The sequence below is a fragment of the Mesotoga sp. UBA5847 genome (assembly GCF_002432735.1).
GTDB lineage: Bacteria > Thermotogota > Thermotogae > Petrotogales > Kosmotogaceae > Mesotoga.
The window spans coordinates 51,936-76,738 of sequence record NZ_DJGL01000106.1 but is presented as its reverse complement, the minus strand read 5'-3'; the positions used below and the strand labels follow the sequence as shown (position 1 = coordinate 76,738).

The following is a 24,803-nucleotide window of genomic DNA, read 5'->3' as shown; positions in this document are numbered from 1 at the left end:
GCATTGAAGATCTTCTCATAGAGTCTTAGCTGTTCGCCTTTCAGAGTTAGCGAAGCGAACAAGTGATCCTTCACAAATGCATAGTCGGAGATTACTCCTTGGCCTTGAGAAGCCGCCTTTTTCAGTAGTGACTGTTGATCAAATCGGCTTATCAAGAAGAAGAGTTGAGTTTGAAAGGCCCACCTGTCCATGTCTTCGTAGAAGTTCGTGAGAAAAGGATTCTCCTCGACTACTTCCAGTACAGTGGGCATCGTGTACTTCTGAGATAGCAATTTGACCAGGGTAGTTTTACCAACCCCGATTACGCCCTCAACAGAAACGTATTTTCCACTAACTTTTGAAAACATCATATGAATTCAAAACTCCCTTACACTCAAGACTTAGTAAAGATCTATATCGAAAATCCGAAATGACAATAAGGAGCGATTTTCTCACGATTGCTCACCGTATCACAAATTTACATTGCCATCATTGCCAAGAATCTTCTCCGGCGCCCTCAGTCCATCAAAAAAAGGTTTCAGGTAATCCAGAACAGCCTCCAGATAGTAATGAACTGTCTCATGATATCCTGGTACAGAAAGTACTATTGAGTCTTTTATCGTTCCTGCTCCCACCCTGTAAAGGCACAGAGATGGATCGGCAACAATTGCGTTTCTCAACATGGCAGTCTCGATTCCTGTTGCTCTCTTGTCTACAAGAGATAAGACAACCTCAGGACCAATGTCTTCTCTGTATAGACCAGTTCCTCCAAGAACCAGAACAACATCGTTTGAACAGGAGTCTGCATATATCGCTTCTTTCAGGTCGCTCATTACTGGAGCGACATCAGTGGAGCCGGTATACGTGAAATCATGGTCTTCAAGAATCCTCTTTGAGATTTCTATTGACCGAGAGATTTCCTCAAAGAAGCCAGACTCAAGTATTCTGATTATCTTGCAGCTGTACATAACACACCTCCGAAATCACTTGTGAAGGATATAAGTGGATACCGGTGCAAGTATTACCCTTCCGGACAGCCTTTCAAACGCATCTTCTGAGACTCTGTCTTTGTCAGCAACAAGATTCCAGCTTTCATCGGGTAAGGTTATCTCGCTTGGTTCAAGATTACCGTTGAAGATTACGAGAATTTCATCCCAAGAATCGCCTACCGCTCTGCCATCTATAGTGAAAGCGACTATGTTCCTAGGAGCGTCCAGGAATTTGAGATTTCTGCTTATTTCTTCGGCTGAGCCCATCCTGAATGCGGGATGATTGTTTCTCAGGTGTATCAGAGCCTTGTAGTACTCGAACAGGTCAATGAATTCCGCTTTTCTGGAATAGTCCATCTTGTTCAGCTCTACCCCCGCGTTGTAACTGTTCTCGTTTCCGTATTTCGTGCGCGCAAAATCAACTCCTCCATGTAGGAACGGAATCCCCTGAGAAAGAATAACAATGGCGTTTGAAAGCTTCTGAGCACTAATCAGGAGCTCTTTTGGGGCATCGGGCATCGCTGCACTGTTCTTGTCCCAGAGTGTCTGATTGTCATGAGCCGAAACATAGTTTATTGTCTCTGCCGGGTCATCAGCAAAGTCCTTAATATCGTTGCTGTAATCAATACTACCTACAATTCCACGCATTATCCTTCGTTCTTTTGCACGGCTTCCAAGAGCAAAACCCTTTACCTTTGGATCGAAAACGCTACCTCTTATCGCATCGCGAAGATTATCATTGAAGACCGCTACTCCGGTACCCCTCTGATCTCCCTTGCCAAAGGTGATCGTTGCTCCCCAGCCTCCCCAAGGTTCACCGTATAGGAGAATCGATTCATCAATAGCATGTAGTTCTCTGTCTATTGCAAGAACAGTGTCGCGGTCTATCAAACCCATGAGATCAAACCTAAAACCGTCGATTCGGTAATCTTGGACCCACATCTTAACTGTATCGAGAATATGCTTCCTCATCATCGGCCTTTCGGTAGCTATTTCGTTTCCGACCCCAGTTCCATTAAGATAGTCGCCTGTTCTGTCCGTTCTGTAGAAGTAATAGGGAACAGTCTGGTCAAATGGTGAGGAAGAACCTGTTGTTGCAGTATGGTTATATACTGTATCGAGAATCACCCTGATTCCATTATCGTGGAAGGCTTTGATCATCATTTTCGACTCAGCAATCCTGCTAAGTGGGTCATAAGGATCTGTGCTATAGTGTCCTTCCGGAACCATGTATAGATATGGATCATACCCCCAGCCGTATTGTCCGTCAACGCCCTCATCGATATAGTGAATATCATTGAATGGCATAATATGAACGTGAGTTACGCCAAGTTCAATTATATGATCCAGTCCGGCGGTGACCCCATCAGGCCCGGTCTTTCCTCTTTCGGTTAGTCCCAGGTACTTTCCTTTACTCTCTATGTCGGTATTTGAGTCTGATGTCATATCGCCAACATGGATCTCGTAAATAACCGCGTCCTCCGGCTTCGCAAAAGGGGGGATTTCATGGCCTGTCCAGCCATCGAACACTGCCTTGTTATGATCGATTACGACTGATCTCTCGCTGTTTCTTGTTACTGCTCTAGAGTAGATGTCTACAGTCTCTCTTTCCTTACCGTAAGAGAAAAACCGGTACTTGTAGGCTTTTAAATGCTGATCACCCTCAACCGTCGCTTCCCACACACCTGCCTCGATTTTGCTCATGGGGACCTCTGTGTACACTTCGGAATAGAGGTCTTCAAAGAGTATGACTGTAGCCGAAGAAGATACGGGAGACCAAACTCTGAATACTGTTTTACTCTCCGAGTAGATTGCTCCAAGTTCTTTGTCGTAGTAAAACTGTGGATCATCCAGCGCCTTTCTAACGATCACTTCGCTTGACAGAAACCCTTCGATCTCTAGAGAGAGTTGTTTGTTCACGTTTTCAGCGGCAATCGGTTCGGAAAGCACAATCTTCACGTAGTTTGTGGTTGATATGTCTGTCGGATCAGCCTTCTCAAACCTCTCGATTTTGAGCACAGAGCCGTTCAAGGTAACTTTTGGAGCTGCCGTTTTAGTGTCAACCGGGGCGGATAGAGAGGCCAGAATCTCAGTCAATGAATCCAGGAAAGCGATCTTAACTTTCGGTGTAAGATCTATCTTTTCCGGATCTAACAAGAATTCTTCTTCACCCTCAACTACCCAAATCTCTACTAAACCGGATTCAGGGATATCTACAAATCTATCAACGGCTATGTCCTTTTTTTCCCACTCGCGAAGTCTAACAATGAATCCGAGTCTCGAATGTTTGTCGGCAAGCCTTACTATCGAAGTGACTCCGAAATCGTCGATTTTGTCGAAAGAATATGACTTTCCATCCATGCTCTTTGGTTTATCGGGCCATACCCAGAGATTCCAACCGTCGTAGTTGTTATCGTACCTATGATAGTGGATTATAATTACAGTTTCTGCGCTGTAATCAGCTGAACTTTTCCCCATGCTTTCTCCTGTAAAAGCCAAAATCGTTGTTCCGAAGATAATCACCAAGAAGAACAACACTCTTTTCATTATAAAGCCTCCTTCAGTTAAGTGGGGTTACAATGAAGCCACTAATTCTTCTATCGTATTCATATTCGAAAAGGGTTTCGCTACCACTTGGAGCCCTTACCCTCAGGTAGCCTCCTCTAGGATCAAGGAAGCTTTCCCAGACAAAATCATACTCATAAGAAACGGTTCGTGATCTGTCAAGTGTTACAAGTATTGTTATTTGCTCGTGGACTTCAGCCTCTTTTCCTGAAGCGAAGAAGAAGACATCCTCATCAACACTTCTATCTGACTTTGAGACTATCGAGATTGAATAACCTTCTGAACTTCCTCTCTCTTCAGCGGCTAGGACTATAAGGGCATACTCGCCGTTATCGAAGATCTTGATTTCTGAAATCACGAGTTTTGCATTCTGGACTGACGAGTCTTGGACAGGCGGCTGATCTTCTTGCCCATAATCTTCTTCTATTCGTGATTCCAGAGAGTTTGCTTCATCTGCCCAGATACCCAGTTTCTCCTTGGAAGCGTATTCCTCGGCATAGCTCAGTTCGATTTCTCCATCTGCAACGGAAATAGCAAGACCGCTTGATACGATTATTGATTGAAGTAGATAGGCTTCATCTTCGATCGAGATCCATACGTAAGCAGAAGAAGGTTCTTCAGTAGATATCTTCTGGATCCTTGCCCAAGACCCTATTGTACTTCTTAGAAGAGCAAGAAGCGCTCTGCTATGAGGTCTTGACCAGTCATACTTCGGAATCTCGATTCCCTCCAAAACTACTCTTTCAAGAAGACCTTCTTTCAAAATCAGGAGATCAAAGTTGTTCACAGTCCCTACTATGAGGGCTGGAAACCCGGAAGGCGTAGCATCCGGAGAAACATAATGAGTATTAACCATAATAGATGGCTCTGCCATAACGACCATGGGCGAAAGGCTTATCATAAACGATATCAGAAAGATTGATAGCAACTTCACTGAGCTTCTCTCTTTCAAGTATTACACCTCCCCTCACGATCAAAAAGAAGTATATCATCTTAGCTTATTAGAAGAATAATTTGAAGGTCTGTGTTGAAAGTTGGACTTTGCTGATCAAGTGGTTTTATCCATGAGAATCTCTGTTTTTCAGTAGAACCATGCAGCGTTCAACAATCGAAAAAACGGTTGCAGGAACAATCCAGCCAAGGTAATTGAACAAGATATCCAGAGTGTCGAACTGTCTGTAAGGAGATATGATTTGAAGAGATTCGAGGACTAAAGGTCCAATCACCAAGAAGAACCCAAGGGCAAGCCTGTTCAGACGGCTGGCTCCGATTCTTGAAATCAGAATCAGAAGAACACCTCCGGAGAAGAATCCTACGAAATGAAGGAACTTGTCGCTTCCGACTACAAAAGTTTGTACTCCCGGTCTCAAATAAAAGTAGACTGTTGCAATCATGTATGTGATTGACAGAATCGCAGTTATTATCTTCTTCATAACTAAGATTATGCTTGTGACAAACATGAAAGTCAACGACATTTCAAGAAGTGAAACCTCCCAAACGAGTTGAAAAGCTGATCTTTCTTTACTATAATGAATTGTATTGCGAATCGAGAGGAGGACAAATCAAATGTCCAAAGTTTGTGAAGTTTGTGGTAAGGCACCAAGAACCGGAAATATGGTCTCTCACTCAAATAAAAAGGCCAAGCGCTGGTGGAAGCCGAATGTTCACAAAGTCCGTGCCGTAGTTGATGGTGAGGTAAAGAGAATTAATGTTTGTGTGAAGTGCCTTAAAGCTGGGAAAGTCACAAGAGCAATTTAGTTATAGCATACCTAGCGTGTTTTGCCAAAAAGGTATTCCATGAATAGTAGAAAGACCTACGCCTTAGTAAATCTGTCTGCCTATAGACAGAATCTTCTTTATTTAGCTGGGAAAGCATATCCAGCGAGGCTGATGGCAGTTGTGAAAGCAGATGCGTACGGCCATGGCGCTGAACAGCTGTCCAAAGTAGCCGAGGAAGCTGGCGTTGAAAGGCTTGCAGTTGCTTTTCTTGAAGAGGGGATAAAGCTTCGAGAGAGCGGAATATCTCTTCCGATTCTTGTCCTGAACTATGTGGATAATGAAGAGATACTTGCTGCAAAGGAGTACGGTCTTACATTGTCGCTCTGTTCCTCCGGTCAGCTTGATAGCATTTCTGGCCTCAACGAAACCCTTCCTGATTTTGAGATTGCAGTAGATACAGGGATGAGACGGCTTGGGATGAAATGGGAAGAATCGATCAAGTTATATGAGTCGGCGGTCGCTAATGGAATCAAAATAACGGGTGCTTACACACACTTTGCTACCGCCGATGAAAAGGATAGCGATTTCGTTTTCGAGCAGAGTGAGGAGTTCAGAAAGTTCCTCCAGGGCATTGGTAAGAGCAGGGGCAGGGACTTCGTGGTTCACATTTCGAATAGCGCCGGTACCATCTTTCTTGATAACAAAGACTACGATTATGTTAGAGTGGGTATTGCAACATATGGTCTTCAACCATCGAGCGTTATTGACTATAATCTCAAGCCGATAATCGAGTGGAAAACCTGCATTTCCTTCCTAAAGAAGATTCGAGCCGGTGATTCAGTTAGTTATGGAAGAACCTTTGTTGCCGGACGAGAGATGCTTGTTGCCACTATTCCTGTTGGCTATGCAGACGGCTTTAATAGACTGCTCTCTAACAGAGGTTGTGTTATTATTGCGGGCAGGAGATGTAGAGTCCTGGGTAGGGTTTGCATGGATCAATTTGTGGTTGACGTATCACATGTCGATAGTAAGCTGTCGGTGGGAGACGAAGTAGTTATAATCGGTTCACAGAAAGAAGAGACGATAACTGCGGAGGAAATTGCAGAACTGTGCGGTACCATAAATTACGAAGTGGTTTGCTCTATCACTTCTAGAGTTCCCAGGATCTATTGGAAAGGAGAAGATTATGAAACTCCGCGACATAATAGGAAATGAGATTCTTAGTCAGATAAATGACGACCAGGATAAAACTAATAAGGACGGTCTTCCGTTTGTTTCGGACCTGCGCCCGGGAAGTTCTGTCCTTTCAATATTTAAGGTTCATTCTAAGAGAATTCAGGAGGCTCGAGACGGGAAGAAATTCCTTCTTCTCACTCTTTCTGACAAGACAGGCGCGATAAGAGCTATCGATTGGTTCAACGCAGAGCACAACGATGACACTCTGGAACAGGGAACCGTTGTAAGAATCTCGGGGCGGGTAGTTGTATATGAAGATAGGCAGCAGCTGAATCTTGATTCGGAAGGTATTCAAGTTCTAGAAATCGGACAGTATGATCCCGAAAGATTCATGGCTGTAACAACCAAAGATATCCCGCAGATGTATGATGATCTTTTGGGTCTTATAAACAATATGAGTGAAGAGCATATCAAGGCCTTGCTGAGAGATATCTTCGAAAACGATAAGAAGTTCATTGAGAAGTTCATTATCTCCCCTGCAGCGGCAAAGGTACACCATGCTTACAAGGGTGGTCTTCTGGAGCATACAATGTCTGTTGCAGAGCTTTGCGTTTTCTTGGCAACGAAGTACAGTGATTCTATAGACAGGGATCTTCTGATAGCAGGTGCATTGTTGCATGATATAGGCAAAGTTTATGAATACGCGGTAACGCCTGCCGGAATCGATCGAACTAACGACGGTGAGCTTGTTGGTCATATCGCTATGGGAATTGAGATGGTAGGCAGAGCAATAGCGAAGATACAGGGCTTCCCACGCTATCTTCAAACCGAGATCAAACATCTTCTTCTATCTCATCACGGAGAGATGGAGTGGGGTTCCCCTGTTATTCCAAAGACAACTGAAGCGATTGTTCTTCACATGGCCGACGACCTCGATTCCAAAGTTGCCCAGTTTCGTGAGATTGAAGAGAGAGAATTCAACGGGTCAACGGCTTCTTGGAGCAACTATGATCGTTTTCTGAATAGAAGGGTCTTCATGAAGAACAGAAGATCAGGTGACTGAGGAATTGGGAGTGATATCTTGCCTGACAAGCTTGTTATAGTTGAGTCGCCCGCAAAGGCGAAGACGATTAGTAGATACTTGGGAAAAAACTACGAAGTTGCAGCTTCAAAGGGACATGTTAGGGATCTCCCCGAATCTAATCTCGGATTGAATCCTGAGAATTTCGAACCCACATATGAAGTCCTGAAAGGGAAGGAAAAAGTTGTACAGGAACTCAAAAAGAAGTCCAAAGGCAAGAAAGTCTTTCTGGCTTCTGACCTTGACCGTGAAGGAGAGGCTATTGCGTGGCATATTTCAGAGCTTCTTGGCCTTCCCAGAGATGAAAAGAACAGGATAGTCTTCAACGAGATTACTGAATCTGCAATAAAGAGCGCAATTCTTAGTCCAAGAAATATCGACATGTCAAAGGTTGAAGCTCAAGTAGCTAGAAGGGTTCTGGACAGAATTGTGGGCTACAAGATAAGCCCGCTTCTATGGAGAACTATGACTAAGGGTTTGAGCGCCGGCAGAGTTCAGTCGGTGGCTCTGAAGTTAATGGTTGAGCTTGAGAAGAAGATCGCAGTCTTTGTTCCGCACAGATTTTTCAAGATTTTTGCTAAGACTGCCGAGGATCGGTTCGCTCTTTCGCAAATTGAAGGAAAGAAGTTTAACAACAAATCCGTGACTACTGAAGAAAAGAGAGATGAGATCATTGAAGAGCTCTCGAAAAGCGTTCTCCGTGTTAAGGATGTTAAGAAACGAACTTCCAAGAGAAGCGCTCCGATGCCTTTTATTACTTCAACTCTTCAACAAAGCGCGATTGGGGAGCTAGGATGGAGCGCCAGCAAGACCATGAAAGTTGCTCAACAGCTGTATGAAGGAATTGAGACAGATCAGGGCCAGATAGCCTTCATCACATACATGAGAACAGACTCCACAAGGATTTCGAGTCAGGCAAGAGATAAGGCAGTAGAGATAATCAGCAACAGCTTCGGAAGCGAATACGTCGGTCCTGTTAGATCAGGGGGTAAAGGTAAGAAAATTCAGGATGCTCATGAAGCGATCAGACCAACATATCCCGAAAATGATCCGGAGATGGCCAAGAGGCTACTGTCAGGAGATAATCTCCGTCTCTATGCCCTAATATGGAATAGATTCATTGCTTCTCAGATGGCGAGTGCAGAGTATGCGGTGACAGATGTTGAATTGGCTGACGAAAGCGGCAAGTACATTCTGAGTTTGACCGGAGAAAGAAGACTATTCGACGGGTTTGAAAGGATTATCTCAAGATCCTCAAAGAGCGAAATTGGCCACGACTACAAAAAGGGAGAATTAGTCAAGCCTTCCAAACTAGAATGGGAAGAGGATACAACCAAACCGCCTTCCAGATTCAGTGAGGCCTCCCTGGTTAAAGAACTTGAGAAGAGAGGTATAGGGCGTCCGTCAACATATGCAACGATAATTTCCACACTTCTCGACAGGAAATATGTGCTGAGACAATCCAGAGAACTAAGACCGACATTGCTGGGCTCTATTGTGAATGAGTTCTTAAACGAGTATTTTCCGGATGTTGTTAACACGAATTTCACAGCAAACATGGAAGAAGAACTCGATGGAGTTGAAAACGGATCAAAAAAGTGGCGAGATGTTGTTCACGATTTCTATGAAGGTTTTAGAATAGATCTTGATCAGATTGACAAGAAGATCAAGAAGGGAGAGTTAAGAATCGAATTCGAGACCGATAGGGAGTGTTCTTGCGGCGGAGCCTTCAAGGTTGTATTCGGAAGGTACGGCGGATATCTTAAGTGTCAGTCTTGCGACAAAAACGAGTCTGTGGACATGACGTCCTTCACCTGTGTTATCGATGGAAAAGTTCTTCTGAAAGATGTTGCCCCGAATCAGAAATTAGAAGTTGAGATAGATGAAAGCTGTCCCGAATGCGGATCCAATTTGGTTAAGAGAAAAGGAAGATACGGAGAATTCATTGCCTGTTCTGCCTATCCGAAATGCAAGTACACAAGGAACGTCAGGATTGATGCACATTGTCCGAAATGCGGCGGGGTTGTTGAAAAGCTTAGAAGCAAGAAGGGGAAAAACTACTACAAGTGTTCCGGTTGTGGGGAAATGTTCTGGAACGAACCTACAGAAGAGAAGTGCGAGATCTGTGGCTCCAATCTCTTCCTCAAGGTGAAGCGAGGCGGAAAGAGAGTCAAGTATTGTGAAAACTGCAAGAAGGATTTCGAGGTGGGAGAAGCTTGATGCAGCGAAGGGTTGCCGTTGTTTACGGCGGGCTTTCTAATGAGAGAAACGTTTCGATTAAGAGCGGAATGAACGTAGTAACTTCTCTTGAGAAGCTCGGTGTGGAAGTAGTGCCCTTTGATCTCAGAAGGGAGACGATTCCTGCTCTTCTTACTTTAAAGGTAGACCTCATGTTTTTGGCTCTACATGGTAAGTTCGGTGAAGATGGGACGCTTCAGGGTATGCTAGAACTGGCAGGAATGCCCTACACCGGTTCCGATTCCAGGACCAGTTCGATTTGCTTCGACAAGGAGATTACATACAGGCTTGTCAGGGATATCGTCGATCTGCCCGTATGGAGAAGAATTGGCGGCGAGGTCGATCTTGAGGAGTGGGAGACATTTCCCTGTGTGGTGAAGCCGGTAAGAGAAGGATCGAGCATCGGCGTATTCATCTGTGACGATCTTGCGGTATTGAAGGAAAGAACAAGGGAACTTCTTGGCACTTACGATTTTCTTCTCCTTGAAGAATACGTAGAAGGAAGAGAAATCACCATATCTATCATTGATTCGGAAGATGACCATATGGTTCTTCCGATTCTAGAGATAAGACCGAAGAGACGTTTTTATGATTATGAAGCGAAATACACGGCAGGGTTGACGGATTTTGTGGTCCCGGCTCCAATGAATAATGACGTGTATGAAACGATTATCGAAAAGTCTGCTGCAATCTACGATCTTCTCGGATGCAAGGATTTTGCCAGAATTGATGGAATACTGAGGGATAAGACTTTCTTCTTTCTCGAGGTAAATACTATACCTGGAATGACTGACCTGAGTGATCTTCCTATGTCTGCCAGGGCCGCGGGCATGTCTTTCGAGGACATTGTTCGGGGCGTGATTGAGTCTGCTGAGAAGAGGAACAGGAGGTAATCATGAAGACGATGCACGGTACAACGGTACTGGTTCTGAGAAGAAACGGAAATACTGTTATGGTAGGAGATGGTCAGATCACGATCGGAGATACAGTGATGAAAGGCACAGCCAGAAAAGTAAGGAAGCTTGGTGATGGAGCGGTATTAGCGGGTTTCGCGGGTTCTGTAGCCGACGCAATGACTCTCTTCGAGAAATTCGAGGAAAAGCTCAAGGAAGTCAACTCAAATCTTAAGAGAGCAGCCGTGAATCTTGCTAAGGAGTGGAGAACAAACAAGATTCTTAAGAACCTTCAGGCTCTTCTACTCGTTGCTGACAAAGAGAGCATTCTTCTCGTATCTGGAAATGGCGAAGTGATAGAGCCCGACGAAGAAGTGCTAGCAATTGGTTCTGGCGGTTCTTACGCACTTGCTGCTGCAAGAGCTCTGATGAGGAATAGCGATCTCAATGCAGAAGAGATAGCAAGGAGGTCAATGACTATAGCCAGTGAGATATGCATCTACACCAACACGAATTTCACTCTGGAAACACTTGGAGGAGATAAGTAATGAAGAGAGAAGAATTGGATGAGTTGACTCCAAAGAGAATAGTCGAAGAACTCGATAAGTATATAGTAGGTCAAGACAAGGCTAAGAGAGCTGTCGCAGTAGCCATGAGAAATAGGATCCGTAGACAGAAACTTCCTGAAGAGATGCGAAAAGACGTAATACCAAAGAACATACTTATGATGGGCCCTACGGGGGTTGGCAAGACTGAAATAGCAAGAAGACTGGCGGAGTTGACTGGTTCTCCGTTTACTAAGGTCGAAGCAACTAGGTTCACGGAAGTTGGTTATGTTGGGAAGAATGTTGAGTCGATAATAAGGGAGCTCGTTGAAGTCGGGGTCAATATGGTCAAGCAGGAGAAGATGAGCGAGGTTGAGGGGAAGGCGATCTTCCAGGTTGAGGAGAGAATCCTTGAAGCCCTGGTTCCCGGTCCTCAGACGAAAGGAAGTGGACCGAGGAACATTCTTGAGTTATTTCAGGGACAACAGCAGTCTAAACCTAGTCAGGAGGAACTTGAAAGAATTAAGGACCGCAGGGAAGACTATAGAGAGAGATTGAGAAGCGGAGATCTTGAAGATCTCGATATTGAGGTTGAGATAGAGGATCACAGTCAACCGATGATAATGATTCCCGGTATGGAAGACATGGGAATCGATATGTCGGGTGTTCTGGGAGGTATGGTGCCGAAGAAGACGAAAAAGAGGAGAATGAGAATTGTCGATGCTCGAAGGGCACTCTTACCGGTTGAAGCTGAAAAACTTCTTGATATGGATAAGGTCATAGCAGAAGCGATTGAAAGAGTTCAAAATAGAGGAATCGTATTCATTGATGAGATAGACAAGATAACTTTCCGAAACGGTTCCCATGGACCAGATGTCTCTCGCGAGGGTGTTCAGAGGGATTTACTGCCGATCATTGAGGGAACAACTGTCACAACCAAACATGGCCAGATAAGAACCGATTACATACTTTTCATTGCGGCAGGAGCTTTTCATGCGGCAAAACCCTCTGATTTGATACCTGAATTTCAGGGAAGGTTTCCTATAAGAGTTGAGCTTGACGCGTTGACCCAGGGGGATTTCCTAAGAATCCTGGTTGAGCCTAAGAATGCAATAACGAAACAATACGTTGCTTTGCTTGAAACTGAAGGTGTAGAAGTGAAGTTCACCGAAGATGGCCTCAATGAGATAGCCAGGGTATCCCACAATCTTAATGAAAGTATAGAGAACATAGGAGCTAGAAGATTATACACGGTTGTTGAGAAGGTTCTAGAAGAGGTATCGTTTAAGGCTCCGGACGTTAGTGATGAAGTTCTTATTGATTTGAAGTATGTTGATGAAAGAATCGGCGAAATCGCGGCCGACGAGGATCTCAGTGCTTTCATTTTGTGATGGATAGATTAGAATATGCTGCAATTGCGCTTTCGGGCGACTTCAACCCTTCTGAAATGGAGAAGATAGAGAGTTCTGGATTCGATAGCTCTCTGCTTTTTCGTTCGCCAATAGAATTGAATAGAAACAAACTGAAGAATTTCGCAAGGAATTTCTCCAGTGTTATTAGAACTCTTTCAACATACGGCAACTTCATAACTCACAGGGATGAGGAGTATCCCGATTCTCTGAAGCACATCTTCGAACCGCCTTCAGTGCTTTTCTTTCGGGGAAAAGTCTCATTGCTCGATTCAAAAAGCGTCTTAGCGGTTGTCGGATCAAGGAAGGCCGACAGGTACGGAACTTCAGTTGCCAGAGAGTACTCAAGGTTGCTTTCCGAAAGAGGAATCACGATAGTCAGCGGTCTTGCTGTCGGAATAGATGCCGAAGCTCACATTGGTGCTCTTGACGGATCTGGAACGACTGTAGGTGTTTTGGGAACGGGAATCGACGTCTATTACCCTGCGTCAAACAGCTCTCTTATCAGATCGGTCATGGAAAAAGGTTGCGTAATTTCGGAGTATCTGCCTGGAACGCCCCCTTTGAAACAGAATTTCCCAAGAAGGAATAGAATAATTGCCGGTCTAGCGAGGGCGGTCTTAGTGGTACAGGCGACTATACGAAGCGGCTCCTTGATCACCGCTAGGCTTGCGCTTGAAAATGGAAGAGATGTCTACGCTGTTCCCGGAGATATCAACCGAAAGAACTCTGAGGGAACAAACTGGCTCATAAAGAATGGTGCAAAGCTCGTTGCGGAATTCGGTGACGTGATTGAGGAATTCCCTGAGATTGACATTGGAGAGTTACACGAAGGGAGTGTAGATTCAGAGGTTCTAGAAGTTCTCGGAACCGGTTCTCTGACGTTTGGAGAGCTTCTTCTCAAAACGAAACTACCTAGCAAAGATTTGATAGTTGAGTTAACGAACCTTCAACTCGAAGGTTACGTTTATGAGGAAAACGGGCGATGGAATAGAACTTAGCCGTTTTAAGCTGGTATAATCTTGATGAAATGTTGATCTAGAGACGAGATTGGAGGGAGAAAAATGCCTTACGTTAACACAAAACTGATACTTGATAGGGCTAACAAAGAATCCTACGCGGTACCAGCGCTAAATATCAACAATCTAGAATTCCTTCAAGCGATTATCGATGCTGGAGTTGAAGAGCGCTCTCCAGTGATAATCGAAACCTCCGAAGGTGCAATCAAGTATGCAGGAAACGGCAATGTTATGCTGGGAGCACGGCTTTTTGTTTCGATGGTAAGGAGCTATGCGGAGACAGTCGATATTCCAGTTTCATTACATGTCGATCATGGAAAGAACTTCAAAATACTCATGGCCGCCATTCAGGCAGGCTATTCTTCTATAATGATTGATGCTTCCGAATTTCCCTTTGAGAAGAACGTGATAGAGACGAAGAAAATGGTGGAAATTGCTCACAGTCTTGGAGTATCGGTTGAAGCGGAACTCGGCAGGTTGGTTGGGATAGAGGACAATGTCGCGGTTGAGTCCCATGAAGCGGCTCTTGTCGATCCCAAGGAGGCAGAGCAGTTTGTTAAAGAGACTGGGGTGGACTTTCTTGCTCCTGCTATAGGAACTAGCCATGGGGCCTTTAAGTTCAAGGGAGAAGCGAGACTTGACTTTGAGAGACTGAAGACGGTTAAGAAGCTTACCGGTATTCCTCTTGTTCTACATGGAGCTTCGAGCGTTCCCGAGGAGGTCAAGAACCTGGCCGAGGAGTATGGGGCTGACTTCAAAGGGGCAAAGGGAGTTCCTGGCGAGATTCTTGCTGAATCAGTGAAATTCGGAATAAACAAGGTTAACACAGATACAGATTTGAGAATGGCTTTCATCGCTTCGTTGAGAGAGTTTCTTGCAAAGAATCCTGGGGAGTTTGATCCGAGAAAATACTTCAAGACACCGAAAGAACTGGTCAAGAATGTGATAAGGGAAAGGTTGAGACTTCTAGGATGTTCTAATAAAGCATAAACGGGGGTGTCAAATGAAGATTCTTGTAATCAATTGCGGCTCGTCCTCAATCAAGTACCAGCTTCTCGATGCCGCAAGTGAAAATGTGCTGGCAAAAGGTCTACTCGAAAGAATAGGAATTCCTGGATCAAAACTGACTCACAAGAAGAGCGACCAGAAGTTTGAGTTCGAGAACGACATTGCCGACCACACTGAAGGCCTAGAACTTATAATAGAAGTTTTGCAGGCTGAGAAGACTGGAGTTGTGAAAGACATTAACGAGATTGAAGCGGTAGGTCATCGTGTAGTCCACGGTGGTGAAAGATTTGCTTCTTCAGTGCTCATTGACGATGAAGTGATAAAGGAAATAGAATCCAACAACTTCCTTGCACCTCTTCATAATCCGGCGAACATAGAAGGGATCGTTGCTGCAAAGAAGATCCTTCCATCGGTTCCTCAAGTGGGCGTCTTTGATACGGCATTCCATCAATCAATGCCCGAATCCTCTTACCTTTACGCAATACCTTATGGTCTTTATAGGAAGTATAAAATAAGAAGATACGGCTTCCATGGCACAAGCCACAGATACGTTTCGGAAAGGGCCGCATCCATTCTAGGGAAACCACTCAAGGAGCTAAAGATAATAACTGCTCACATAGGAAATGGCGCTTCGATCACAGCCGTTAAGAATGGCAGATCTTTCGATACTTCAATGGGGTTCACGCCTCTTGAGGGACTGGTTATGGGAACTCGCTCTGGAGATATTGATCCTGCAATAGTGCCTTTCTTGCAAGAACAAGAAGGGCTCTCACCTGGCGAAGTCAACAATCTGCTAAACAAGGAAAGCGGTATGTACGGACTCACAGACAGGCAGTTCAGTGATATGAGAGACATTGAGATGCGCGCAATGGATAATGAACCTCTGTGTAAACGAGCTCATGACGTATATGAGCACAGATTGGCAAAGTACATTGGTGCTTATGCAGCCGCTATGAACGGAGTCGATGCAATAGTCTTCACAGCTGGAGTTGGAGAAAACAGCGCATATCTGAGAGCCAATATCATAAATAAGTATCTTGGTCACCTTGGGATATCTCTTGACGAAGAAAATAACAGAGTCAGGGGAAAGGAAGTAATGATTTCAACTGCAGACTCTAGAGTCAAGGTTTTTGTGATTCCTACGAACGAAGAACTCGTTATTGCAAGGGATACAAGTAAGATAGTTAAGAACGGACTTAAGGAACTGAAACTTTGGGAAGACTGAAAGGTGATGAAGGATTATAAGGGAAATTGTTCTAGAGGGAGATACGAAACTTGCAGGTCGTGGTGAGAAGGCAGACTTGTATTATATTGTGTCGTCAGGTGGGCTTATTCTTAAGGGATTCAATTCGGATGACAAGGTCTATATGGAAGGAGATCTAGCAGATCCAATGTCTATAGTTGGTGAAAAGTACAGCGGAGATCTTCTTTCCATAGGGGATTCTTCAATTCTTGTTGGCGATAGGGATGAGCTCAGAGAATATCTGGTTGCCAGGCCGGAGAGACTCGAGAGGTTCCTTCAGAATGTCGAAGAAGATTTGAGATCATGTTCCGAATCGAAGGGTCTTGATCTTGACGGTTTGGTTTCGATTTTGGTATCCATGAAGCAGCACTGGTTGAAGGAATACCCTCCACTATTGTTCGGCGAAAAGTCTCTTTACAGAAAGGGCATAAAGCTGATAGAGAGGAGGGAATACCCATCTGCTCAGGAAGTTCTGAAGAGTTATCTGGAACAGTATCAGAACTCACCTTTGTCAAGACCGGTGAAACTCTACTATTCATTGAGCTGTTTTCTAAATAACTCTTTAGATCTGGCATTGACATCGATTCTGGAGATTGTTGAAGGAGAGGCAGACGAGATAGCTGGAATAGCTAGGTTCTTTGCTTGTCGCATGGGACTTCTAGAATCGGGATTCAAGTTCCTCTATAAGGGACCCGATTACAGTTCAAACCTCTTCAGGAATTTGAGAAGGGACTCACGGAAAATCAGAAAGACCGATTCGGACAAGATTGTTGTTGAGGAGGGGAAAAGAGCCGGCAGTGCTATCTTTCTTCTCAAAGGAGAGATGATTCTCTCGAAAAGAAGAGAGAATGAAAATTCTGTTTTATTTTCGCTTAAATCTCCAAATTCTATCGGCGAAGTTCAGTTGTTGGCGAAGAGTAAGTGGGACACGACAGTTGTTGTTCGGGGAAATTCCGAGTATGTGCTCTTGGACAGAAGCCGGCTTTTTCAACACCTGATACACAAATCTCCTCAAGACGGATTCAAGATGGTGGAGTATATTCTCGGGTATATGAGACAGTCACTAATTTCATGATGTTCAATGAATCTTGTAAATCATCTCGCTCTGCTTTAGCAAAACCTGAGGATCGAGTTCCGTTGCTTCCAGAAATAGTGGATCGTCATCCGGAACGGTAGGAAAGAGAGGAGTGAGCCCTTTGTCCTTAGCGATTCCGCATAGCCCTCCTATTATTTCCCTATATGAGGAACTCTTTACTGGGCCAGCGTCTCTCACATAGAAGAGAGAATCCTTTTCCTGCCAGATGCAGTAGCCTCTTTCCTTTCCCTCGGGATTCTCAACGAAGTCAAAGTTGTACTGCTCTAGATGAGTGAAACTAGAAGGCTCTCTTTCCCACTCGGGATTTCTCTTGAAGTTGCTAATTGCAGAAAGAGCGCACTCTATAATTCTGCTTGAATCGGATTTCTTGAGTGAGAACCCCTTTGTGCCGGGTCTTTTGATGAAGAAAGTGATCAGATTACGTTTGTGCCTGAACCCATACTTTTCATAAAAGGCGATTGCTGTGGAATCCTTTTCCGGGACCTCCAGAACAATTTGCTCACAACCATTCCACTTTGCGATTTTCAGTGCCTCATCGACCATTCGGAAGCCAATTCCTTCTCTTCTGAAAGAAGACAAGACTCCCATCAGGTCGATTTTTGCTCTTTTGCCCCTGAAACTCAACAGCACAACTCCCGCATACTCTCCCTTTACTTCCATAACGAAGGATTCCGAAAGCGATATGTTGTTCTCTCTCACATCTCTCTCGAAACTCTCCAGAGTCCAGTGCATTCTGAGAACATAGTCCGAAAAAATCGAATTCAGAAGATTTACTAATTCAACTTTTGAGAGATCCTCAAGTTTATGGAACAAGTTATCCATCAAGTTTTTCCCGCCTCGCTTTCACAAAGTAGTTGTGTTCCTCCGCCAATTCAGAAAGCAAATCACTCATCTTCCAGTTCATATTCGATTCAGTGGTGGTTGCGAATACCAAGTCTCTCCCAAGATACCGACGGATTTGTTTAATGATCTGACCAATATAACTGTTCTCAAACCCACTAAAAATCACATAACAGAGAACCTCGCCGGAAGTCAAGGGAGCCTCCTTCTTTGGACATTCCGAATTCAGAATTTCCTTCAGAGTTAAGTTCTCTAACCCACGGCAGTCGATTACCGTGGTGTCCTTGAATGATTTTCGAAGGACCTCTGTTGCCGCTTCGTCACAGTGAAGAAGGACCGCACGCTGGAGCTCGAAAGTACTCATTCAATCACCTCAGAACAATTCTAGCACAGCCATACCTGCTCAAAGCCAACGGTTACCTATGGGCTAACTTTGCGAGCCGCTCGCTGTAAATCCGTGCAGACAATTATTAATGGGAAGCCAACGAAAAAAACGGAGACATTGATCGAAGCCTCAGGTTATAATAAATGAGGGAGGCGGGCTTGTGATAGTCCATGTTGGAAGATTTAGAAGTAGCAAGAGACGAGAATTCTGGGGAGTTCTTGAAGACGGTTTTGTCCGTCCTCTGGATGTGGAATGTTCAACGACGGGTGACTTTCTTAGCTCGGCATCTGAGGATCTCAAGCAACTCAAGGACCTTGCTTCCGAAGAAAAGATCGTTCTCTCCGAGATTGAGGTTCTATCTCCTATAACAAAACCATGCAGGGTTATTTGTCAGGGAAAGAACTATCTGGATCATCTTCTGGATACGGGAACAAGGCAGAAAGACAAGAAGTACAACATGTTCTTCAACAAATCCTCTGCTTCAATATCAGATCCTTGTTCACCAATTGTTAGGCCACTTGGGGTACGGCTTCTAGATTATGAAGTGGAGCTGGGCCTTGTCATCAGAGCTCAAATAAGCCGAAGTATCGATGTTGACTCATCGCAACTCACTACTTACGTAGGTGGAATCGTTATGGCGAATGATGTTTCAGCGAGGGATGTCCAGTTACCTCAGTCTCAGTTCTTTAAGGGTAAAAGCTATCGTACTTTCTGCCCTATAGGTCCGTTCATGGCGATTTTTGATGAAGAGGAGACGGAATGTGTCGCAAATCTCAATGTCGAACTGAGTGTAAATGGTTCCGTCAGGCAGAGTGCTTCGACATCTAGCATGATTTATAGCCCTGCAGAGACGATTTCGGAGCTGAGTCGGTTTTCAGATCTTTACCCTGGAGACGTTATTCTCACGGGTACTCCGAAAGGGACCGCACTCAGTACAAAAAAGGGGTTTCGTTCGTGGTTCATTGGTCAGCTTTCTGAGTCCAAAAGATGGGAGATCTTTGTTAGAGATCAGCAGAAGAGCGGGAGATATTTGAACCCCGGGGATGTTGTTGAATCCAGGATATTCTCTTCAGATGGCAGAATAAGTCTTGGTTTGCAAAGAAACGTGGTTGTTGATGAGGAGGAAGCATATTAATGATAGGAATTATTTGTGACTCAATCGTGGATCTTCCTTTGGAGCTGGCTGAAAGAGAAGATGTGTACATCGTTCCTGTGATGGTTGTTCTGGGAGAAAAGTCCTTTCGCGAGGGCGTAGAAATAAGCAAGGCCGAAATTGCGGACTTTCTTGACGACAACTTTGCCAGAACGTCACTCCCTAGCCCTGGCGACGTGATGAAGGCCTTCGAGACAATGTATGCAAGAGGTTACGATGAACTTCTTGTTGTCAATCTTTCCGGTGGGCTTAGCGGAACTCATAATTTATTCAAGACGATAGGTGAACAGTTTGCTAGCGAGCGCAAGTCGGTTGTCATTGAATCGGTAGATTCTTTGTCACTTTCGGGCGGAATAGCCATGCTTGTCTACAAGGCGATAAAGATGAAAGAACGCGGAGACTCTTTGAGAGTAATCGCATCAGACCTTAGAAGTTGCGCAGGAATCAAGAACATAGTCTTCTTCACTTTGCCGACATTGAAGTATCTCAAACAGAGCGGGAGAATAGGAAGGCTTGAGGGTTCTGTAGGAGAAATACTCAATGTGAAACCTATAGGAACAATCGACAGTAGTGGTGTTTTCACCCTCTCCGGCAAAGCCAGGGGGATGAAAAAGGCCGTTGAAAAGATGGTAGATCGTCTGCTAGACACAGTCAAAGGAAAGAAAGTCCTTTGTGTTGCTCTGTATCATTCTGGAGATGACAGCAATACGGTCTCCCTGGTTGATTGGGTCAGAACGAAAATCTCTTCGCTTTCTGAGAATTTGCTTGCAGGAGAGTTATCCTCTGGAATCCTTGTCCACGGAGGGAAAGGAATTATTGGGATAGGGGCCTTGATTGCGTAGGAATAATAAGATCCAGTAATCTTATACTAATACACTGAAATCGTTGGAAGAAGCGTATCAAGTAAATCGATTGCCCAACAAGAAGCAACAGTGAGCAACGGAAAGATCTCGGGATTTATCTGCAGGATACAACAGCTAATTTGCCTTTTTCTTCGGTATTTATTCTTCATTCACTCAAATAAAGGATATTCACGTTTTGACTGACTTAACTGAATTGTTATAATGGAAGCGATTCCAAATTCCTATTGATTATAGGAGCGATCTCTTTGAAGAAGCCAACTATTAAGGATGTTGCAGCTCTTTCCGGAGTTGGAACCGGTACCGTTTCACGTGTACTAAATGGCGGTTCTGTTAAAGAGGCAACCAGGATTAAGGTTGTTAGGGCGATTGAGAAATTAGGTTATCAACCGAATCAAACGGCAAGAACACTGGCGGGAGGTAAGACAAGAAGAATTCTCTTCCTGATGCCTGAAGTCAGGACTGAGTTCCATTGGAGAGTTATGAAGTCGTTTGATGACTATCTCGACATGAAAAACTACGAGATGGTAATTTATCCTGTGTTTTCGGAAAGGAGACTGAGAAGACTTAGGAGAGATCTTGCTTTGCTTCATGACTCAGATGGGGCTGTAGTTTGTACAATGAACACAGAATTCTTGCTTAAGAACGGTATTGACTTCGGAACAAACATGGTCTTTTTTGAGGCTCAATCCGAGGAGTACGACTGTGTTTATCTGGATAATGTCATGGGCGGAAGGATGGCTGCCGAGCTGCTCATTGAGTGTGGCTCATCAGATTTCTTTGTGATCTCTTTTGAGGAAGAAAACACTATTCTAGCAACTGAGAATTTCGAAAAGAGAATTGAGGGCTTTATCGACATTCTCCGGGACAAGGGATATGATTTTGACCCTGAGAGGCTCGTCTACACATCGTTCTTCTTCGAAACGGCTCACGAAAAGATTGCACGGATCCTTTCTGAAAACACTAAACCCGGCATTTTCGCATTGGCCGACAATTTCGCCCTTGAGGTTCTTCAGACTGCAGCTGCTATGAAGAAGATTCCTGGAAAGGATTTTTTCCTTGTGGGATATGATAATCAGAGTTGGACTCAAAGAGCTGGTTTGACTACAATCGAGCAGCCAATGGAAGAAATGGGCAAGAAAACAGCGGAGCTGATAATCCAAAAGATAGAAGCACCAGGACAGTATATTCAGCCGGTAAGATTCCTGCCCAAGCTAAAACGCAGGAGGACGGCGTGATTTATCTCTAATAGTGAGGAGGATTTATGGCCAGGAAAGATAAGCTATCACTTGCTCAGAAGGAACAGAGAACCGCTTACAAATTGCTTATTCCAGCTCTGCTGATCCTAGCGGCCGTTGCCTTTTATCCCCTGTTTCAGGTTTTCTACACGAGTCTCACCGACAAGGTCTTCGCCTCGGGAAAGGACGAGGCGCCTGAGTTCATAGGGCTAGAAAACTATAAGCGTCTGCTCGGGCTTACAATACAGGAACTACCTGCGGTGTTAGATGATTCAACCGGAGAAACATTGATTGACGAGTCAACGGGTAGACCAGTATATGAAAGAGCGATTAGAGTCTTGCCCAGAAGTCCGATCAGGTACAGAGAGTGGTTTCAGTTTTCTTTTTTCGGACGGCGTTATGTAGTAGGTGCGAGAGATCCTGAGTTCATGAAGGCGATCTGGAATACGCTGGTCTTCACTGTTATTTCGGTCTTTCTAGAGACTATTCTTGGTCTTGGAGTTGCACTTGTAGTGAACAGCAACTTTAAGGGGAAAGGAATTATGAGAGCTACAATGCTTGTTCCCTGGGCCGTTATTACCGTTGTCTCAGCTAGGATATGGGAGTGGATGCTTCAACCAACGAGAGCTGGTCTTTTCAACATGGTCCTTAGTAGACTAGGCTTGGGCGATGGAGATCTTTCATTCCTCAGTATGTCAGGTCTGCAAATGCCCACTCTCATAGCTGTAGATGTTTGGAAAACAACACCGTTCATGGCGCTTCTGATTCTTGCGGGATTGCAGCTTATCCCGAGAGAACTATATGAAGCTGGAAGGGTTGATGGAGCAAGTAGAATTAGACAGTTTCTCTCTATCACAATGCCGCTTTTAAAGCCTACGTTAGCTGTAGCGCTCATCTTCAGAACGCTTGACGCCCTAAGAGTGTTTGACGTATTTCAGGTCTTGATGGGCAACCGGATGTACTCTATGGCCTCATACAATTATTATCAGCTGATCGGGAACAGGAATATGGGACTAGCTTCGGCAATAGGCGTAATAATATTCTTCCTAATCGGTATCTTCGCTGTGATTTACATGAGGCTTATGGGAGTTGATGAAGAATGAAGAAGAGTAGATTGCTCTGGTTCATAGGGAGAGTAGCTTTCTGGGTACTCGTACTGTTCATATTCTTTTACATGCTATTTCCGTTCTACTGGGCAGTTAACTCCTCGCTGAAGTCTGAGGCTCAACTACAAATGACCCCCGCTACTTTTGTTCCTGTGGACGGAAATGGAAAGTTCTCGCCGACACTTCAGAATTATGTTGCTGTGTTCAATGACGGGACCTTCGTTAGAGCTTTGTGGAACAGCACCATAGTTGCAGGACTAACTACAGTTCTTGCTCTAGGAGTTGGGTCTTTTGCGGCCTATGCAATGGGAAAACTTAGGTTCAAAGGGAAGAAGATAACACTCTATCTAATCCTTTCGCTAACCATGTTTCCTCAAATCACTGTACTCTCTGGGTTATACGCGGTAATCACAACGCTGAATCTAGGTGCTAGATTGAGTTTGATCCTCTCTTATATGATTTTCACTTTGCCTTTTACAACATGGGTTCTTACAGCTTTTTTCAAAGAGCTTCCTACGGAGATTATGCAGTCGGCATGGGTCGACGGTGCAACTCCATTCCAAACTTTCTATATGATCTTGCTGCCTTTGACAGCGCCGGCTCTAGTAACAGCGGGATTACTGGCATTTATAGCTGCTTGGAACGAGTACATATTTGCTCTTACATTCACAACTATTGCGCCTCAAGCAAGGACAATTCCCGTCGCGATTTCGTTGTTCACAGGGAGTGTCTCGAGACAGGTTCCCTTTGGCGAGATCATGGCTGGCGCGGTAGTGGTTACAGTACCGGTTGTGGTTCTTGTTTTCATCTTCCAAAGACGAATTGTGCAAGGATTGACTGCCGGGGCGGTAAAGGGATAGCGATGCTGAAATGATATGAATGTTTCGCTTCAATGCTAACGGGAGGTGATTTGAAGAGTCAAAGTAACTAAATGAGATTTGAGGATTGATGAAACTCAAAAAAACTCTTTTGAAGGAGGGGTATTATGAAAAAGGTACTTTTAACTCTCATGGTAGTATCATTCGCGTTAATGGCCATTTCCCAAACTGTGATTACGGTAGCCGCAGGAGCTGTCGGTCAGGAACTCGAGCTGACAAGGAAGGCTGCTGAGATGTATATGGAGATCCATCCTGATGTCACGGTAAGAGTACTGGACACACCAGATATGGTACAGGACAGACTAGGTCTCTATCTCCAGTTCCTCGAAGCAAGAAGTCCCGAGATTGACGTTTATCAGGTGGACGTAATCTGGCCCGGCGACCTCGCAGAACACTTCGTAGATCTTTACGAGTACAACGCCGACAAGGTTGTATCGATGCACTTTCCGGCAATAGTTGAGAATAACACAGTCGATGGAAAACTGGTTGCCATTCCATGGTTCACGGATGCCGGACTTCTCTACTACAGGACCGACCTTCTTGAAAAGTATGGGCTTGCTGTGCCGAAGACCTGGGACGAACTGGAAGAGACAGCAAGAATAATACAGGAAGGTGAGAGGAAGACAAATCCCGACTTTTGGGGATTTGTTTGGCAGGGAAACGCCTATGAGGGCTTAACATGTGACGCTCTTGAATGGCTTGCTTCGAACGATGCAGGTACGATTATCAGCGCCGACAAGAAGATAACAATTGCCAATGCAAACGCCGTTGAGATACTTGAAAAGGCCGCCGGCTGGGTAGGCACGATCTCTCCAAGTGGCGTCTTGACATTTGCCGAAGAGGATGCAAGAGCGGTATGGCAGACAGGGAACGCTGCTTTCATGAGAAACTGGCCATACGCTTATTCACTAAGCGGAGGCGAGGACAGCGCCGTAGCAGGAAAGTTTGACGTTTCTCCTCTACCTGCAGGAAAGAGCGGTAGCGGAGCGGCAACGCTTGGCGGTTGGCAGCTCTCGGTTAGCAAGTACAGCAGAAATCCGGAAATTGCAGCCGATGTGGCGCTCTTCATGGCTGGATATGAAGTTCAGAAGATGAGGGCAGTAGAAGGCTCCTTTAACCCAACAATTGGGGCTCTTTATGCGGATTACGAAGTGCTAAAAGCCAATCCGTTTTTCGGTTCATTGTATGATGTGTTTATAAATGCCGTTGCAAGACCTTCAACGGCGACCGCGCCACGATATAATGAAGTGTCTACTCTCTTCTTCAAGGCGGTTCATAACATCCTCTTGGGTACAGCAGATGCTCAGAACGCTCTTGAAGAACTGGCTCTTGATCTCGAAGATTTGACAGGATTTGAGGTAGTTTGGGGCTTCTAGTAACTGT

General features: G+C 44.7%; 24 protein-coding genes. 17 read left to right on the top strand and 7 right to left on the bottom strand.

All coding sequences use genetic code 11. From position 1 onward, the window contains the following. The 5 genes from B3K91_RS13455 to B3K91_RS13435 form a co-directional block, all read right to left on the bottom strand. A partial coding sequence (locus tag B3K91_RS13455) for a deoxynucleoside kinase (RefSeq protein WP_292595399.1) occupies positions 1-350 on the bottom strand: 350 nt, incomplete at its 3' end. A gap of 99 nt (positions 351-449) precedes the next feature. Further along, positions 450-947 carry a MogA/MoaB family molybdenum cofactor biosynthesis protein gene (locus B3K91_RS13450; RefSeq protein ID WP_214079347.1) on the bottom strand — a complete coding sequence of 166 codons (498 nt, stop codon included), beginning with the start codon at positions 945-947 and terminating at the stop codon, positions 450-452. A gap of 15 nt (positions 948-962) precedes the next feature. Then, complete coding sequence (gene pulA / locus B3K91_RS13445; RefSeq protein WP_414674590.1) at positions 963-3,446, bottom strand: type I pullulanase; 2,484 nt, start codon at positions 3,444-3,446, stop codon at positions 963-965. An 82-nt stretch (positions 3,447-3,528) separates the two neighbouring features. Next, positions 3,529-4,485, bottom strand: a complete 957-nt coding sequence (locus tag B3K91_RS13440) for a hypothetical protein (RefSeq protein WP_292595391.1) — start codon at positions 4,483-4,485, stop codon at positions 3,529-3,531. Positions 4,486-4,591: 106 nt separating this feature from the next. Then, positions 4,592-5,008: an antibiotic resistance protein VanZ gene (locus B3K91_RS13435; protein ID WP_292588724.1), complete on the bottom strand. Its 417-nt coding sequence runs from the start codon at positions 5,006-5,008 to the stop codon at positions 4,592-4,594. A 91-nt stretch (positions 5,009-5,099) separates the two neighbouring features. On the opposite strand from B3K91_RS13435, the gene rpmB reads away from it, so the two are divergent. The 11 genes from rpmB (at position 5,100) to B3K91_RS13380 (ending at position 16,939) form a co-directional block, all read left to right on the top strand. Beyond that, a complete protein-coding gene (gene rpmB / locus B3K91_RS13430) occupies positions 5,100-5,291 on the top strand; it encodes a 50S ribosomal protein L28 (protein WP_099830535.1) in 192 nt (63 codons plus the stop codon). Positions 5,292-5,330: 39 nt separating this feature from the next. Then, positions 5,331-6,467, top strand: coding sequence for an alanine racemase (alr, locus tag B3K91_RS13425; RefSeq protein ID WP_214079350.1), 1,137 nt, complete (start codon positions 5,331-5,333; stop codon positions 6,465-6,467). Continuing rightward, positions 6,439-7,491 (top strand): 3'-5' exoribonuclease YhaM family protein, encoded by a 1,053-nt coding sequence (locus B3K91_RS13420; protein WP_214060951.1) that lies wholly within the window; start codon positions 6,439-6,441, stop codon positions 7,489-7,491. Before alr ends, B3K91_RS13420 begins: the two co-directional genes overlap by 29 nt. An 18-nt stretch (positions 7,492-7,509) precedes the next feature. Further along, positions 7,510-9,729 carry a type I DNA topoisomerase gene (gene topA, locus B3K91_RS13415; RefSeq protein WP_214060950.1) on the top strand — a complete coding sequence of 740 codons (2,220 nt, stop codon included), beginning with the start codon at positions 7,510-7,512 and terminating at the stop codon, positions 9,727-9,729. Continuing rightward, a complete protein-coding gene (locus B3K91_RS13410; protein WP_292588716.1) occupies positions 9,729-10,640 on the top strand; it encodes a D-alanine--D-alanine ligase family protein in 912 nt (303 codons plus the stop codon). Before topA ends, B3K91_RS13410 begins: the two co-directional genes overlap by 1 nt. Before the next feature lie 2 nt (positions 10,641-10,642). Continuing rightward, on the top strand, positions 10,643-11,188 hold the full coding sequence (hslV, locus tag B3K91_RS13405; RefSeq protein ID WP_214060948.1) for an ATP-dependent protease subunit HslV: 546 nt from the start codon (positions 10,643-10,645) through the stop codon (positions 11,186-11,188). After that, positions 11,188-12,576: an ATP-dependent protease ATPase subunit HslU gene (gene hslU / locus B3K91_RS13400; protein WP_214079353.1), complete on the top strand. Its 1,389-nt coding sequence runs from the start codon at positions 11,188-11,190 to the stop codon at positions 12,574-12,576. The genes hslV and hslU overlap by 1 nt, the downstream gene beginning before the upstream one ends. After that, positions 12,576-13,595 carry a DNA-processing protein DprA gene (gene dprA / locus B3K91_RS13395; RefSeq protein ID WP_214079354.1) on the top strand — a complete coding sequence of 340 codons (1,020 nt, stop codon included), beginning with the start codon at positions 12,576-12,578 and terminating at the stop codon, positions 13,593-13,595. The genes hslU and dprA overlap by 1 nt, the downstream gene beginning before the upstream one ends. A 63-nt stretch (positions 13,596-13,658) precedes the next feature. Then, entirely contained in the window at positions 13,659-14,603 is a 945-nt protein-coding gene (fba, locus tag B3K91_RS13390; protein WP_214060046.1) for a class II fructose-1,6-bisphosphate aldolase, read from the top strand. Positions 14,604-14,616: 13 nt separating this feature from the next. Beyond that, positions 14,617-15,846, top strand: a complete 1,230-nt coding sequence (locus B3K91_RS13385) for an acetate kinase (RefSeq protein WP_214079355.1) — start codon at positions 14,617-14,619, stop codon at positions 15,844-15,846. 76 nt (positions 15,847-15,922) lie between these two features. After that, positions 15,923-16,939 carry a cyclic nucleotide-binding domain-containing protein gene (locus B3K91_RS13380; protein ID WP_292588711.1) on the top strand — a complete coding sequence of 339 codons (1,017 nt, stop codon included), beginning with the start codon at positions 15,923-15,925 and terminating at the stop codon, positions 16,937-16,939. Between the two features lie 3 nt (positions 16,940-16,942). On the opposite strand, the gene B3K91_RS13375 is transcribed toward B3K91_RS13380, so the two are convergent. Both B3K91_RS13375 and B3K91_RS13370 read right to left on the bottom strand, forming a co-directional pair. Continuing rightward, positions 16,943-17,782: a GNAT family N-acetyltransferase gene (locus B3K91_RS13375; RefSeq protein WP_292588737.1), complete on the bottom strand. Its 840-nt coding sequence runs from the start codon at positions 17,780-17,782 to the stop codon at positions 16,943-16,945. Continuing rightward, complete coding sequence (locus B3K91_RS13370; protein ID WP_099830546.1) at positions 17,775-18,164, bottom strand: DUF3783 domain-containing protein; 390 nt, start codon at positions 18,162-18,164, stop codon at positions 17,775-17,777. The genes B3K91_RS13375 and B3K91_RS13370 overlap by 8 nt, the downstream gene beginning before the upstream one ends. A 181-nt stretch (positions 18,165-18,345) precedes the next feature. Here B3K91_RS13370 and B3K91_RS13365 point away from each other — a divergent pair, with 181 nt between their 5' ends. From B3K91_RS13365 to B3K91_RS13340, 6 genes are all read left to right on the top strand, one after another. After that, the gene (locus B3K91_RS13365) at positions 18,346-19,320 is read left to right on the top strand and encodes a fumarylacetoacetate hydrolase family protein (protein ID WP_292588708.1); all 975 of its coding nucleotides are present in this window, start codon (positions 18,346-18,348) and stop codon (positions 19,318-19,320) included. Next, positions 19,320-20,180 carry a DegV family protein gene (locus B3K91_RS13360; RefSeq protein ID WP_099830548.1) on the top strand — a complete coding sequence of 287 codons (861 nt, stop codon included), beginning with the start codon at positions 19,320-19,322 and terminating at the stop codon, positions 20,178-20,180. Before B3K91_RS13365 ends, B3K91_RS13360 begins: the two co-directional genes overlap by 1 nt. Before the next feature lie 266 nt (positions 20,181-20,446). After that, positions 20,447-21,436, top strand: coding sequence for a LacI family DNA-binding transcriptional regulator (locus tag B3K91_RS13355; protein WP_292588705.1), 990 nt, complete (start codon positions 20,447-20,449; stop codon positions 21,434-21,436). Between the two features lie 26 nt (positions 21,437-21,462). Next, a complete protein-coding gene (locus B3K91_RS13350) occupies positions 21,463-22,539 on the top strand; it encodes a carbohydrate ABC transporter permease (RefSeq protein ID WP_292588703.1) in 1,077 nt (358 codons plus the stop codon). Next, positions 22,536-23,402, top strand: a complete 867-nt coding sequence (locus tag B3K91_RS13345) for a carbohydrate ABC transporter permease (protein WP_214079361.1) — start codon at positions 22,536-22,538, stop codon at positions 23,400-23,402. The genes B3K91_RS13350 and B3K91_RS13345 overlap by 4 nt, the downstream gene beginning before the upstream one ends. Positions 23,403-23,527: 125 nt before the next feature. Beyond that, positions 23,528-24,796 carry an ABC transporter substrate-binding protein gene (locus B3K91_RS13340; protein WP_214060991.1) on the top strand — a complete coding sequence of 423 codons (1,269 nt, stop codon included), beginning with the start codon at positions 23,528-23,530 and terminating at the stop codon, positions 24,794-24,796. Positions 24,797-24,803: the final 7 nt, after the last annotated feature.